The sequence below is a fragment of the Pseudomonas sp. BN415 genome (assembly GCF_029871195.1).
Taxonomy (GTDB): Bacteria; Pseudomonadota; Gammaproteobacteria; order Pseudomonadales; family Pseudomonadaceae; genus Metapseudomonas; species Metapseudomonas resinovorans.
In genome coordinates this window covers 1-13,909 of the sequence record NZ_SSOK01000065.1, presented here as the reverse complement: position 1 = coordinate 13,909, position 13,909 = coordinate 1, and the positions used below count along the sequence as shown (strand labels likewise).

Below are 13,909 nucleotides of genomic sequence, written 5' to 3'. Positions count from 1 at the left end.
ATTGCCTGTGCGAAGTACGCAAAGCCATTGTGCGTCGCTGTGCGTTTCCGTGGCAACGATGCGGGCGTAGCATCCGCTTCCATCTGATTGGGAGGCGCCATGGATCTCTGGGCTTTTGCTTTGAATATCGTGCTGGGCGCGCTGCTCGGCACCCTGGGTGGGCTTTTCGGCATCGGCGGCGGGCTGATCGCGATTCCCGCCCTGGGCGTGCTCTTCGGCCTCGATCAGCAACTCGCCCAGGGCACGGCACTGGTGATGGTGGTGCCCAACGTGTTGCTGGCGTTCTGGCGCTATCACCAGCGCAACCGCATCGATCCTCGCTATGCCACGCTGCTGGCGGTGACCAGCTTTGGTTTCGCCTGGTTGGCTTCACTGTTCGCAGTGGGGGTAGACGCCGAGCGCATGCGCTTGGCCTTCGTTGGCTTCCTGCTGGCCCTGGCGGCCTACAACTTTGCGCGGATGTTCATGGCCAAGACTCAGGCGAGCGCAGAGTTGCGCCAGCCCTGGCCCTGGCTGGGGGTGCTGGGCGGCGTAGCCGGTGCGGCCGGTGGCCTGTTCGGGGTGGGGGGCGCGGTGATTGCCACGCCGGTGCTGACCAGTGTATTTGGCACCAGCCAGGTAGTGGCCCAAGGACTATCCCTGGCGCTGGCTGCGCCCAGCACTGCGGTGACCCTGGTCACCTACGGCCTGCACGATCATGTGAACTGGGCCATGGGTTTGCCGCTTGCGATGGGTGGCCTGCTCAGCATCAGTTGGGGCGTGCGCCTGGCCCATGCTTTGCCGGAGCGGGTACTGCGTTCGCTGTTCTGCGCTTTCCTGCTGCTGTGTGCAGGGATGCTTGCGTTCAGCTGAGATTTGGCCGATGAAAATCCGCTTCGGGGATTTCCATCGGCACTGACGGCACCTTTGGCGTCAGATTCGGAAGCCTTCGATGATGTGTTCGGCCAGGGTCTCGGTCACTGGCGACTGATGGCGTTCGTTGCGCAGCAGCATGATGTTGCACAGGGGTAGTTGGGGCAGGCCTTCCGCTTCGCCGAGTATGCGCATATCGGGGGGAATCAGGCTTTGCAGTTGCGCGGTCACGGCCAGGCCGGCACTGACGACCGCCATGAGCGCCGACAGGCTCGGGCTGGTGTAGGCGACACGGTATTCGCGGCCCATGGCGTCGAGGGCGTTGCAGGCCCAGGCGCGGCAAAAACAGTCGCTGTTGAACATGGCCAGGGGCAGTGGGGTCTGCTCATGAGGGCTGAAGCCGATGGCCTCGGCCCAGACGAAACGTTCCTGGCGCAGGAATTCACCGATATCGTCCCCGGGCTTGCGGGTGACGATGGAAAGGTCCAGATCCTGGCGCTGCAGCAACTGGGAGGTGGACTCGCAATGCACTTCCACCTGCACCAGCGGATAGGCCTGGGCGAAGCGCGAAAGGATGCCCGGCAGGAAGCGCATCACGTAGTCATCCGGTGTGCCGATGCGCACCGAGCCGACCATATGCGGCTGGCGCAGGGTGTTCATCACCTCGCCGTGGAGCTTGAGGATGCGCCGCGCATAACCCAGCAGAATCTGGCCTTCGGCGGTTAGCCTGACCTGGCGGCCATCGCGCTCGAACACCGTGCGTTGCAAAACATCTTCTTCCAACCGCTTCATCTGCATGCTCACGGCCGACTGGGTACGGTTGACCATTTCCGCTGCGCGGGTGAAGCCGCCGTAATCGGCGATGGCGACAAAGGTACGCAGCAATTCGGTATCGATGGCAGGGTAGTTCATTCATCAAATCCTGAGATGCAAGGCATAAGAAACATTCGTTGGATTGATCTTAGGCCCGAGTGGACACTGGCGCCATCCCCACTGGGAGGGCACCAAGATGAAAGGTCAACACGGTTTTATCGGCACGTCGCAACACGCTCGTTTCGAGCCTCATCGGGAAAGCTGGCTCGCCGCTGCCTGGCATAAGGTCAGACGCTGGGAGCAACTGGCATATGAGCGTGAACAGCTATCACGGATGAGCGACGAGATGCTCAAGGACATCGGGCTGTCCCGCGCCGATGTGATGGAAGAAAGCGAGCGTCACTTCTGGGAAGACCCACTGAAGAAGTGAAATACAGAGGCGGTCCGCCACCGGTGAAGCGCAGGGCGGGCCGCGATCCATACCGATGGACTCAAGGGAACGAACCCATGTCGAATACCCATGAACTGGCCCAATTGAACATCGCTACGATGAAGGCGCCTCTGGACTCTCCGGTTATGGCTGATTTCGTCGCCAACCTGGAGCCGGTAAACGCCCTGGCCGACCGTGCCCCGGGCTTCGTCTGGCGGCTGCAGGACGAGGAGGGCGATGCCACCGCAATCCAGCCCTTCGGCCCTGAGGTGCTGGTCAATCTCTCGGTTTGGCGGGATGTGGCCAGCCTTACCGATTTCGTCTACCGCTCCGCTCATGTCGAGATGCTGCGCCGGCGCAAGGAGTGGTTCGAGCGGGTTTCCAGCGCGCATCAGGTGCTCTGGTGGGTGCCAAAGGGGCATAGACCCGATGTTCACGAGGCCGCTCAACGCCTGGCACAGTTGCGCGACGCAGGCCCCACGCCGGAAGCCTTCACCTTCCGCCAGACCTTCCTCGCCCCGGATCAGTCCGTACCCTTTGCACCCTTCGAGTTGGAGTGCGAAAGCCAGGCAGGCTGATGCTACTGTGAAGCGTTGTTCCCCTACCGGCACGGAGCCCTATGACCCTGAGTCTTTCCCTTCCCGAAGCTCGTCGCCTGGCCCTGGCGGCACAGGGTTTCGCTCGTGCGCCACGCGGCGCCATTCGTCATCGGCAACTGCGGGCACAACTGGACGCGCTTGGGGTGGTGCAGATCGACTCGGTAAACGCCTTGGTGCGGTCTCATTACCTGCCAGCCTTTTCCCGCCTGGGACACTATGACCGTGAGCTGCTGGACGACCTGGCCTGGGGCAAGCCCCGGCGCCGGGCGTTGTTCGAGTACTGGGGCCATGAGGCCTCGCTGTTGCCGCTGGAGCTCTATCCGCTGATGCGTTGGCGCATGGGCCGGGCGGCCAGGGGGCAGGGCATCTATCAGCAACTGGCGCGCTTTGGCTCCGAGCAACAGGGGGTGATCCAGCGCGTGCTGCAGGCGGTGCGTGAGCAAGGTGCGTTGGGCGCCGGTGCGCTGAGTACCCGTGAGGAGCGCGCCGGGCCCTGGTGGGACTGGAGCGCGGAAAAGCATGCGATGGAATGGCTGTTCGCTGCCGGAGAAGTGACGGTGGCCGGGCGTCGAGGTTTCGAGCGCCTCTACGACTTGCCGGAGCGGGTGATCCCCGCCGACATCCTGAACCAGCCGGAGATGCCTGAAGCCGATGCCCAGCGTCAGTTGTTGCTGCGTGCTGCCCAGGCGCTCGGCGTGGCCACCGAGCGTGACCTGCGGGACTACTACCGGCTGGATACCGGCGATAGCCAGGCTCGGCTGGCCGAACTGGTGGAGGAGGGCGAACTGCATCTGGCGCGGGTCGATGGCTGGAAGCAGCCCGCCTACTGCCTGGGTGAACCCAAGGTGCCTCGCAGGGTCAGGGCCAGCACGCTGCTGTCGCCCTTCGATTCGCTGATTTGGGAGCGGGCGCGTACCGAGCGCCTGTTCGACTTCCGCTACCGCCTGGAAATCTACACGCCGCAGCACAAGCGCCAGTATGGCTATTACGTATTGCCGTTCCTGCATGACGAGCGCCTGGCCGCGCGTGTCGACCTGCGCGCCGAGCGCGCCCAGGACCGCCTGGCGGTGCATGCCCTGCACGAGGAAGTGCACGGCCTCAATGAGGCCGGCATGCAGGCGTTGGCAGACAATCTGCAGGAGATGGCGAGGTGGCTGGGGCTAGGCGAGGTGGCAGTGACCTGCCGCCGGCCGGGTACCGTGCGGCTGCAGGCCCGCCTGGCGTGATCTGTTTCCTGTTGGGGGCGAATGAATTGGCCCCCAACAGGAAAAGCGCAGTCCTAGCGGCGTATCTGCTTCAGCGTCTCGGCGATGAGGAAGGCCAGTTCCAGGGACTGGTCCGCGTTCAGGCGCGGGTCGCAGTGGGTGTGGTAGCGGTCGGAGAGGCCGTCTTCGGTGATGGGGCGAGCACCGCCGATGCATTCGGTGACGTTCTGCCCGGTCATTTCGATATGGATGCCGCCAGCGTGGCTGCCTTCGGCCTGGTGCACATCGAAGAACTGCTTCACCTCGCCGAGGATGCTGGCGAAGTCGCGGGTCTTGTAGCCGCTGGAGGCCTTGATGGTGTTGCCGTGCATGGGGTCGGAGCTCCAAAGCACTTTGCGGCCTTCACGTTCGATGGTGCGGATCAGGCGCGGCAGGTGCTCGCCGACCTTTTCTGCGCCCATGCGCACGATCAGGTTGAGGCGGCCGGGGTCGTTGTCCGGGTTGAGGGTGTCGACCAGGCGGATCAGCTCTTCGCTGTCCATGCTCGGTCCGACCTTGACCCCGATGGGGTTGCCGACGCCACGCAGGAACTCCACATGGGCCCCATCCAGCTGGCGGGTGCGGTCGCCGATCCAGAGCATGTGCGCGGAGCAGTCGTACCAGCTGCCGGTGAGGCTGTCGCGGCGCACAAAGGCTTGTTCGTAGTTCAGCAGCAGGGCTTCGTGGGCGGTGAAGAAGCTGGCTTCACGCAGTTGCGGCGCGCTGTCCAGGCCGCAGGCACGCATGAAAGCCAGGGATTCGTCGATGCGACCCGCCAGTTGGCTGTACTTTTCGGTCAGTGCCGAGTTGGCGATGAAGTCGAGGTTCCACTGATGCACTTGGTGCACGTCGGCGAAACCGCCCTGGGCGAAGGCGCGCAGCAGGTTGAGGGTGGCGGTGGCCTGGTGATAGGCCTGCAGCAGGCGTTCCGGGTCCGGTATGCGGCTGGCAGCGTCGAAGCCGATGCCGTTGACGATATCGCCCCGGTAGGCGGGCAGGGTGATGTCGCCCTGGGTTTCGTTGCCGGAGGAGCGCGGCTTGGCGAACTGGCCAGCCATGCGGCCCACCTTCACCACCGGGCAGCCGGCGGCGAAGGTCATGACGATGGCCATTTGCAGCAGCACCTTGAAGGTGTCGCGGATCTTCGCGGCAGAGAACTCGGCGAAACTTTCCGCACAATCGCCGCCCTGGAGCAGGAAGGCACGGCCTTCGGTGACCTCGGCGAACTGCCGGCGCAGCTCGCGCGCTTCGCCAGCGAACACCAGCGGCGGGTAGCTCGCCAGCGTCTGCTCGACATGCGCCAGCTTCGTCGCGTCCGGGTACTCGGGCTGTTGCTGGATGGGTTTGTCCCTCCAGCTTTCAGGGCTCCATTCTTGGCTGCTCATCAGGGTCTCGATACGGCTGCTTGCGGTAGATGAGCCATGGTAACCGAAAGGCCCGAAAGCAGCGCTAGGCGCGGTAGCAGAGCAACGCGCCGCAGAGGCAGAGCAGCAGGTGGATGGCGGTGCGGAAATGCCTTTCGGCCAGGCGTTTGTGCAGATACTCCCCGGCCGCCACGCCGAGGATGAGCAACGGCGCATAGGTTGCGACGCGGGGCAGCGCCGGGGCCAGGCTGCCGTCCAGCAGGAACGCCAGGGTGAGCAGGCTGTTCAGGCCGAGCCAGACGCACAGCAGCGTGGCGCGCAGCCGCGCCTTGTCCAGCTCGGTGCCGGCCAGGGCATGCACCAGTAGCGGCCCGCCCGAGGCGAACAGGCCATGGCTGATGCCCGCCGCGCCGGTTTGCAGCCGGATCATCCAGCCTGGCGTATGGCCCCGTGGCCGGCTGCGCAGCAGTTCGCGCAAGGCGAACCAGAGGATCAGCACACCAAAACCCAGTTTCATCGCGCCGTCCTCCAGCCAGGGCCGCAGGCCATAACCGACCAGCGTGCCGATGAGCATGCCGGGCAGGACGGTCACCAGCAGCAGGCGCCACTGCACCAGGTGTCGATGGCGCCAGGCGAGAAAGCCGCTCATGAGGATGTTCAGCGGTACCAGCACAGGCAGCAGATCATGGATCGGCAGCAGCAGGGCGCCCAGCGACAGGGCGACGATGGTGCTGCCGAAGCCGGTGACGGCTTCCAGTGTGTAGGCCAGGAGAATGAACCCGCCCAATGCCAGCCAGGCGGTTTCCATCACCCCAGATCCCCGGCGAAGCGTCGGCTCATCTGCCGGTGGTAGAAGGCCGGTGCCAACCGCCACAACAGGCTGGCGAGCCAACTGCCGCGATCAGGGAACAGCCTCTGGCCGCGGCGGTCGACGGCCTTGAGGATTTCGCCCGCCATCCAATCGGCGCGGCGTACCTTGCCGATGGTCGAGCGCGCGTGTTGTGCCGGGCGTCCGTCGCCGCCGAGGGCGTTGCGCTCGATGGGGGTATCGAGAAAGCTCGGATAGACCATCAGCAGGCCCACGCCGTCACGGGCGATTTCCGCGCGCAGCACCTCGAAGGCCTGCGTCAGGGCGCTCTTGGCGGCGCAGTAACCCGCGCGTCCAAGGACCGGCATCCAGCCCGCCATCGAGCCGATGGCAACCACCTGGCCACGGCTTTCGCGCAGCAGTGGCAGGGCGGCCAGGGTCAGTTCCAGCGGTGCGTGGTAGTCCACCGCCATCACCCGGCGCAGCACTTGCGGCTCGGTGCGTAGGGTGGGTGAGCGGTGGGTGATTCCAGCGTTGTTGATCAACAGGTCAAGGCGGCCGAAGCGCTGGCGGCACGCTTCGACGAGTTGCGTATGGACGTCACCGTCCGTGATGTCGCCCGCTATGCCGAGGACTCGCTCTTCGCCCAGTTCGGCGACCCGTTCGGCCAAGCCGCTGGCGTCTAGGTCGGTCAGCAGCAGGGCGTTGCCGTGTGCGTGGCTGGCGCGCGCCAGCTCCCAGCCGAGGCCGCTGGCGGCGCCGGTGATCAGGACCACTGCCATCATCTTTCTCCGCGTCAGGTCATACCGTGGGCAGTCATGACATCGCCACCGGCGGCCTGCTCCTTGCGCAGCTCGGCGCTGTGCCGGGCAACGGTCGCGCGGTAGCTGTCCTTGTGTACGTAGTAGGCCATGCGTTCGAGCTCCAGGTACTGGTAGCCGCCGTCCAGGCGCAGGGCGGCGCGTTCGCGCTTGAATCGCTGGAAGGATCGGGCCGCCGGGCCTCCGGCTTGATGCTGGCGAATGTACAGGGCGACCAGTTCGGCCTGTTCGGCGCGGCCCTGCCAACCCAGGCCCGAAGCTTCGACCATGCCCATCATGAATAGGTCGTCGTACTCGGGATGGAAGATGTTCAGGTAAAGCTGCGGGGCGCCGGCGCGCTCAGGCCAGTTCAGCTCGCTGCGTTCGATGAAGGGGTAGTCAAGCTTGTAGCCGGTGGCCTGCAGGATCAGGTCGTACTCGGCCTGGCGCCCGTCGCTGAAGGTCACGCTGCGACCATCTACGGCAGTGATGTCTGGGCGCGGTTTGATATCGCCATGGCCGAGGTGATGCAGGACCAGGGAGTTCACCACCGGATGGGATTCGTACAGCTTGTAATCCGGGTCCGGCAGGCCGTAGTCGGAGGGTTTGCCGATCAGTGCGCGCACCAGTGCGGCATCCAGGCGCTGTTTGAGCGGGCGCGGCAGGCGGATGGCGCCGCCGAAGGTGTCGATGGGGCGGCCCAGCAGGAACTTGGGCAGGAAGTAGTAGCCGCGGCGTACCGAGAGGTCCACCGAGCGGGCACGGTGCACGGCGTCTACGGCGATGTCGCATGCCGAGTTGCCGCAGCCCACCAGCAGGACGCGCTTGCCTTCGAAGATCGCCGGGGAACGGTAGTCCGCCGAATGCAGTAGTTCACCGTTGAACTGGCCGGGCAGGGGCGGACGATTGGGTTTGTGCAAGGTGCCGTTGGCGATGAGTACACCGTCGAACTGCCATTCGCGGGTCTGGCCGTTCTGCTCGCTGGTCAGCTTCCAGCCCTTGGTCTGGCGCTCCAGGCTCACCACGCGGGTGTTGAACTGGTACTGCGAGTCGAGACCGAAATGCCGGGCATAGTCGCGGAAGTAGCGGCGCATCTCGCTGTGGTGCGGATAGGGCGCCACCTCGCTGGCCATGGGGAACTCGCTGAACTCGGTGGTGTGCTTGGAGGAGATCAGGTGCGCCGAGTCGTACATGGTGCTGTGGGGATTGTCGATGTCCCAGAGTCCGCCCACATTGTCGTGCAACTCGAAGCCGACGAAGGGAATACCGTATTTCTGCAACTGGCGGGCGCTGCACAGGCCCATAGGGCCGGCGCCGATGATGGCGTACATGCTGGGTTCGACCTCTGCGCTGTTATTCTTATGCGATTTTCGGCCCCTGGGGCGCGCGGTCTGGATTATGCCGGGAGCACGGGCTCCGGCTTCAATGGCAATAGGCGCCGGTGTAGCGCCGGGTTGGTGCGAATTGTCAGCGCCGGCCTTGAAGGAGTGATGACGTGATGTCCGAGGAGCGCCTGCTCGCGGAAGTGCATGATGAATTCGGCGTGATCCGCGTTTACGAGGTCGGCCCCTACCGCATCCTCGAATTTGGTGAGGCAGTCGAGCAGAGCTGCGTCTTCACGGCTGATCCCGCCTGGCTGGAGTACGATTACACCCGTGCCATGCTGCTCGGGGCGCTGTGCCATCCGGCGCCGGAGAATGCACTGTTCCTCGGCCTGGGTGCCGGCACCTTGACCCAGGCCTGCCTGAAATTCCTGCCGCTGGAAGATGTGGAAGTGATCGAACTGCGGCCGGACGTACCGCGCCTGGCGATTGAGTACCTGGGGCTGACCGATGACCCGCGTCTCTACGTACGTATCGGCGATGCGCTGGAGCTGCTGGGTACTACTGAGCCTGCCGACTTGATCTTCGTCGACCTCTACACCGACCAAGGGCCAGGCGTTGGTCACCTGGCCTGGAATTTCCTGGGGGCCTGCCAGAAACGCCTCAGCCCCGGAGGCTGGCTGGTGATCAACCAGTGGGCCGCGGAAGACGGCAAACCGCTTGGCGCAGCCCTGCTGCGCGGACTCTTCCATCGCCATTACTGGGAGTGCCCGGTGAAGGAGGGCAACGTGGTGCTCTTCGTGCCGGCTGACCTGGATCAGGTGCTGGATCGTGAGGCGCTCAAGGCCAAGGCTGATGCCCTGGCTCCGAGCCTGGGCTATTCGCTGCAGTCGCTGCTGGACGTGGTGCGGCCGGCGAGTTGAGCGCTCGCGCGGGCGGAGTCGGCTATTTTCCCTTGAAGTGCCCATCCCGCTTTTCCAGCATCGCCCGCAGACCTTCTTTTGCATCCTCGGTGTTCAGTAGCTGCTGTGCCATGGCAGGGAGGGCTGCGGCTGCGGCCTTTTCCCCTTCATCCAGCGTCTGGTGGGCCGAAGCCAGGGTGGCCCTGATCCCCAGAGGCGCCTGGGCAGCTACCCGTTCCGCCAGCCAGATGGCCCGGGGCAGCAAGTCCTCACTGGCCAGAACCTCCTGGACCAGGCCCAGGCGATAAGCCTCGTGGGCATCGAACTCGTCTCCGGTGAGCAGCCAGCGCATGGCATTGCCCCAGCCGGCTATCTGGTGCAAGCGGAGGGTGGCCCCGGCAAACGGGAAAATGCCCCGCTGCACTTCCATCTGGGCGAACCGGGTGTTGCTGGCACAGAGATTGATGTCGGCCGCCAGCATCAGTTCGATGCCGATGGTGTAGCAGTAGCCTTGCACCGCGACCATCAGCGGCTTGGTCAGGCGTGGGCCGCCGAAGGTGCCCCAGGGGTCGATGGCGCCTGTCGGTAGCTGCCAGCCCTGCCTGAAGGTGTCCCCGACACTGGCCAGGTCCAGCCCGGCGGTGAAGTTTTCGCCGTGGGCGAAGATCAGCGCGCAGCGCACATTGTCGTCCCGTTCGTACTCGCCCAGGGCCAGTACCAAGTCGTCCAGCATCGCCTGGTCGAAGGCATTGCGTTTGGACGTTCGATCAAGGCCGATCAGCATGATATGGCCGTGCTTTTCACGGCTGACGCAGCCGGCGGAGCTGGTGGACATGGATGGCTTTCCTTCGTGGGAATAGCGGGTGGGCACGTGGGATATAGACCCGCTCGGCAGGCTTGTCCATTGGCGTGCGCCGTCTGGCGGGGAGGAAACGTCAGCGCCGAAAAAGCTGCACGCGTGCCAGAAATTTCCTGTATGATGCGCGCCGGCCAACTGACGGCCCCGATCAAGTACTGCGTTTTTTCCCGAGGCGCTTTGCCTTCGGCTGCAAGTCCGCCGTGCGGACTACCCTTGACGTTTCATCCATTCCCAATAAAGCGATCACGCAAATTCTCTACCAGGCTGCCAGGGTGACCCACAAGGTCCTTCACGGCATGTGCAGCCATGGAACAAGGGTCTTTGCGGATGCACACGAGGCAGACCCATGACCCAGGAACTCGGCACTTTCGCCGCGCTCGGCATTCATCCCAATGTACTGGCCGCAATTACTGCGGTTGGCTATGAAGAGCCGTCCCCCATCCAGGCCCAATCGATTCCGGTGATCCTCGCCGGTCACGACATGATTGGCCAGGCCCAGACCGGTACCGGCAAGACTGCAGCCTTCGCGCTGCCGATCCTGTCGCGTATCGATCCGGCCAAACGAGAGCCGCAGGCGCTGATCCTGGCACCGACCCGCGAGCTCGCATTGCAAGTCGCCACCGCTTTTGAAACCTACGCCAAGCAGATGCCCGGCCTGAACGTGGTCGCCGTCTACGGTGGCGCGCCCATGGGTCCGCAGCTCAAGGCCCTGCGCCAGGGCGCCCAGGTGATCGTGGCTACCCCCGGCCGTCTGTGCGACCACCTGCGTCGCGACGACAAAGTGCTCGCTACCGTGCAGCAACTGGTGCTGGACGAAGCGGACGAAATGCTCAAGCTCGGCTTCATGGATGACCTCGAAGTGATCTTCGAAGCCCTCCCGGAAAGCCGCCAGAGCGTGCTGTTCTCCGCGACCTTGCCGCCGTCGATCCGTTCGATCGCCGAGCGTCACCTGAGGAACCCGCAGCACGTCAAGATCGCCGCCAAGACCCAGACCGTCGCGCGCATCGAGCAGGCTCACCTGATGGTCCATGCCGACCAGAAGACTGCTGCTGTACTGCGTCTGCTGGAAGTCGAGGAATTCGACGCGCTGATCGCTTTCGTGCGTACCAAGCAGGCCACCCTGGACCTGGCCAGCGCGCTGGAGGCCAAGGGCTACAAGGCCGCAGCACTGAACGGCGACATCGCCCAGAACCAGCGCGAGCGCGTCATCGAGTCCCTGAAGGATGGCCGTCTGGACATCGTGGTCGCCACCGACGTGGCCGCCCGTGGTATCGACGTGCCGCGCATCACCCACGTATTCAACGTGGACATGCCGTACGATCCGGAATCCTACGTGCACCGTATCGGTCGTACAGGTCGTGCCGGTCGCGATGGCCGCGCGCTGCTGTTGGTTACCCCGCGTGAGCGCCGTATGCTGCAAGTGATCGAGCGTGTGACCGGCCAGAAGGTGGCCGAGGTGCGCTTGCCCAACGCCCAGCAAGTGCTGGACGCACGCATCAAGAAGCTGACCAACAGCCTCAGCCCGCTGGTGGCCGACGCCGACGCCAAGTACGGCGATCTGCTGGACCGTCTGGTTGCCGACATCGGTTGCTCTCCGCGTGCCCTGGCTGCTGCACTGCTGCAGCGGGCCACCAATGGCCAGGCGCTGAACCTGGCCGACGTAGAGCGTGAGCAGCCGCTGGTGCCGAGCGCCCAGCCCCGCGAGCGTCGTGAGCGTGACGGCGGTGAGCGCAGTGAGCGTGGTGAGCGTGGTGAATACCGCGAGCGCCGTGCCCCCATGCCTCTGGCAGAAGGGCGCGTACGCTGCCGCACCGCCTTGGGCACCCGCGACGGCATCGCCGCCAAGAACCTGCTGGGCGCCATCCTTAACGAGGGCGGTATTGCTCGAGAGGCCATCGGTCGCATCCAGATCCGCGAAACCTTCAGTCTGATCGAACTGCCGGAAGAAGGCCTTGAGCGTCTGCTGGGCAAGCTGAAGGACACTCGCGTGGCGGGTAAGCAGCTTAAGCTGCGTCGCTATCGCGAAGACTGAAGCTCGTCGCCGTAAACAAGAGAGCCCCGCATTGCGGGGCTTTTTTGGTGCGCCCAGCATGGGCGCAATCTTGTGGGTGAGAGTCCCGCCGTGAGTTGACCACAGCGAACGAAGTGAAGCGCAACTGCATGAGGGCGACCAAGTGTGGGGAGGAAGCGTGGAGCGAAGCCGCGAGCCGATGAACAAGAACCGGATACAAGGCGATGCCGACCAGGGCGAGCGGGCCAAAAGCCGCGAAGCCCTCGTGGTCAAAGGGCGGCGGCGTAGATCCGGCGGTTGTGCGGTGAAGGATTGCGTCCTTACCTGGGGAGATCTCGCCTTGTGCCTGAAAGGGCGACGGCGGCAGCCGGAGCGAGAAGTCAGCAGAGGCCGTAGTAGTAGTTTTTTTTTCGACGAAGGGCCGAACGAGAGAGAGCGCCGGAGGCCATCTTGATGCGACATGACCGGAAGTCAGATGCCCGCCAAACGCGGGGCGGACGCAGACGAGAAGCGGTGAAACCGTGAATCGCTCCGTCAGCGACGAGGCATGGCGCCCGCAAGGTGATCCCGAAAGCGCAGGGCAAGGGCTGCTGCAACGCGCCTTTGCGAGAGGCAACCTGCAACGCGCCTGGAAACGAGTCAAGGCTAACAAGGGGGCGGCGGGTGTCGACGGTCTGGATATTGAGCAGACGGCCGAGCACCTGCTGACCGAGTGGGCCGGGATTCGCCATCAGCTGCTGTCAGGGGCGTATCGGCCCAGCCCGGTACGCCGCGTGGTGATTCCCAAGCCCGATGGTGGCGAACGCGAGCTGGGTATTCCGACGGTCACCGACCGGCTGATCCAGCAAGCGCTGCTGCAAGTCTTGCAGCCGCTCCTCGATCCCACCTTCAGTGAACACAGCTACGGTTTCCGTCCGGGTCGTAACGCCCACGGCGCGATTCTCGCGGCGCAGCGTTATGTCGCGTCAGGACGGCGGATCGTGGTGGATGTGGACCTGGAGAAGTTCTTCGACCGGGTCGATCACGACATCCTGATTGATCGTTTGAGCCAACGGATAGCGGACCGGCCGGTAATCCGGCTGGTCCGCGCCTATCTGGATGCTGGAACGCTAAAGGCTGACGTGATCGAGAAAAGCCGCTGCGGGGCGCCGCAAGGCGGCCCGCTGTCGCCGTTGCTGGCGAATGTGCTGCTGGACGAAGTGGATCGGGAGCTGGAGCGAAGAGGCCACTGTTTCGTGCGCTACGCCGATGATGCGAACGTCTACGTCCGCAGTCAAAAGGCAGGTGAACGCGTGATGGCCTGGCTGAAGCGTCTGTATGGACGGCTGCACTTGAGCGTCAACGAGAGCAAGAGTGCGGTGGCGAGTGCGTTTGGCCGCAAGTTCCTCGGTTATGCCCTCTGGCTGGCCCCGAATGACGAGGTGCGCCGCGGGGTGTCGATGAAGGCGCGGGAAACGCTCAAGCAACGGGTCAGGCAACTGACCCGCCGGTCCGGTGGCTGTAGTTTGGCTGATGTGGCCGGGAAACTGCGCAGCTACCTCCTGGGATGGAAAGGGTATTTCGGGTTGGCACAAACCCCTCGAATCTGGCGAGCGCTGGACGAGTGGATACGCCGCCGCCTGCGTGCCCTTCACCTCAAGCACTGGCGCCATGGCAAGACGACCTACCGGGAGCTACTCCGCCTTGGAGCCAGTCCCCAGGTGGCGCAATCGGTGGCAGCACTGAGCCGCCGCTGGTGGCATAACAGCCTCTCCGCTGTGCACCGCGTGCTGACGATTGCCTACTTTGACCGTCTCGGCGTGCCGCGCCTCTCCTAACCTCAATCTCTCGAACCGCCCGGTGCGGACCCGCATGCCGGGTGGTGTGGCAGGGGAGCGGCCTGCGAAGGCCGCCCCCTATGCCGAT

Annotated in this window: 13 protein-coding genes; 7 read left to right on the top strand and 6 right to left on the bottom strand. The window is 64.5% G+C overall.

What is annotated here, in order from left to right; genetic code table 11:
• Positions 1–99: 99 nt before the first annotated feature.
• Complete coding sequence (locus E8F20_RS23855) at positions 100–852, top strand: sulfite exporter TauE/SafE family protein (protein ID WP_280285962.1); 753 nt, start codon at positions 100–102, stop codon at positions 850–852.
• Between the two features lie 60 nt (positions 853–912).
• Here the strand turns inward: E8F20_RS23855 and E8F20_RS23850 are convergent, their stop codons facing one another.
• Positions 913–1,764: a LysR substrate-binding domain-containing protein gene (locus E8F20_RS23850; RefSeq protein WP_280285961.1), complete on the bottom strand. Its 852-nt coding sequence runs from the start codon at positions 1,762–1,764 to the stop codon at positions 913–915.
• A 97-nt stretch (positions 1,765–1,861) separates the two neighbouring features.
• Between E8F20_RS23850 and E8F20_RS23845 the strand changes: the two genes are divergently transcribed.
• From E8F20_RS23845 to E8F20_RS23835, 3 genes are all read left to right on the top strand, one after another.
• The gene (locus E8F20_RS23845; RefSeq protein WP_280285960.1) at positions 1,862–2,095 is read left to right on the top strand and encodes a DUF1127 domain-containing protein; all 234 of its coding nucleotides are present in this window, start codon (positions 1,862–1,864) and stop codon (positions 2,093–2,095) included.
• A gap of 77 nt (positions 2,096–2,172) precedes the next feature.
• Positions 2,173–2,673, top strand: coding sequence for a DUF3291 domain-containing protein (locus E8F20_RS23840; RefSeq protein ID WP_280285959.1), 501 nt, complete (start codon positions 2,173–2,175; stop codon positions 2,671–2,673).
• 41 nt (positions 2,674–2,714) lie between these two features.
• Positions 2,715–3,920: a winged helix-turn-helix domain-containing protein gene (locus E8F20_RS23835; RefSeq protein WP_280285958.1), complete on the top strand. Its 1,206-nt coding sequence runs from the start codon at positions 2,715–2,717 to the stop codon at positions 3,918–3,920.
• A 53-nt stretch (positions 3,921–3,973) separates the two neighbouring features.
• On the opposite strand, the gene E8F20_RS23830 is transcribed toward E8F20_RS23835, so the two are convergent.
• The 4 genes from E8F20_RS23830 to E8F20_RS23815 form a co-directional block, all read right to left on the bottom strand.
• Entirely contained in the window at positions 3,974–5,323 is a 1,350-nt protein-coding gene (locus tag E8F20_RS23830; protein WP_280285957.1) for a 3-deoxy-7-phosphoheptulonate synthase class II, read from the bottom strand.
• A gap of 64 nt (positions 5,324–5,387) precedes the next feature.
• The gene (locus tag E8F20_RS23825; RefSeq protein WP_280285956.1) at positions 5,388–6,110 is read right to left on the bottom strand and encodes a sulfite exporter TauE/SafE family protein; all 723 of its coding nucleotides are present in this window, start codon (positions 6,108–6,110) and stop codon (positions 5,388–5,390) included.
• Positions 6,110–6,892 (bottom strand): SDR family oxidoreductase, encoded by a 783-nt coding sequence (locus E8F20_RS23820; RefSeq protein ID WP_280286003.1) that lies wholly within the window; start codon positions 6,890–6,892, stop codon positions 6,110–6,112. Before E8F20_RS23820 ends, E8F20_RS23825 begins: the two co-directional genes overlap by 1 nt.
• A gap of 14 nt (positions 6,893–6,906) precedes the next feature.
• The gene (locus E8F20_RS23815) at positions 6,907–8,241 is read right to left on the bottom strand and encodes an NAD(P)/FAD-dependent oxidoreductase (protein ID WP_280285955.1); all 1,335 of its coding nucleotides are present in this window, start codon (positions 8,239–8,241) and stop codon (positions 6,907–6,909) included.
• Positions 8,242–8,408: 167 nt separating this feature from the next.
• Here E8F20_RS23815 and E8F20_RS23810 point away from each other — a divergent pair, with 167 nt between their 5' ends.
• Positions 8,409–9,155: a spermidine synthase gene (locus E8F20_RS23810; protein WP_280285954.1), complete on the top strand. Its 747-nt coding sequence runs from the start codon at positions 8,409–8,411 to the stop codon at positions 9,153–9,155.
• 22 nt (positions 9,156–9,177) lie between these two features.
• On the opposite strand, the gene E8F20_RS23805 is transcribed toward E8F20_RS23810, so the two are convergent.
• Positions 9,178–9,969: a crotonase/enoyl-CoA hydratase family protein gene (locus tag E8F20_RS23805; protein ID WP_280285953.1), complete on the bottom strand. Its 792-nt coding sequence runs from the start codon at positions 9,967–9,969 to the stop codon at positions 9,178–9,180.
• A 370-nt stretch (positions 9,970–10,339) separates the two neighbouring features.
• Here E8F20_RS23805 and E8F20_RS23800 point away from each other — a divergent pair, with 370 nt between their 5' ends.
• Together E8F20_RS23800 and ltrA are read left to right on the top strand one after the other, a co-directional pair.
• Positions 10,340–12,025: a DEAD/DEAH box helicase gene (locus E8F20_RS23800; RefSeq protein WP_280285952.1), complete on the top strand. Its 1,686-nt coding sequence runs from the start codon at positions 10,340–10,342 to the stop codon at positions 12,023–12,025.
• Between the two features lie 500 nt (positions 12,026–12,525).
• A complete protein-coding gene (gene ltrA, locus E8F20_RS23795) occupies positions 12,526–13,821 on the top strand; it encodes a group II intron reverse transcriptase/maturase (RefSeq protein WP_280283042.1) in 1,296 nt (431 codons plus the stop codon).
• Positions 13,822–13,909 lie beyond the last annotated feature (88 nt).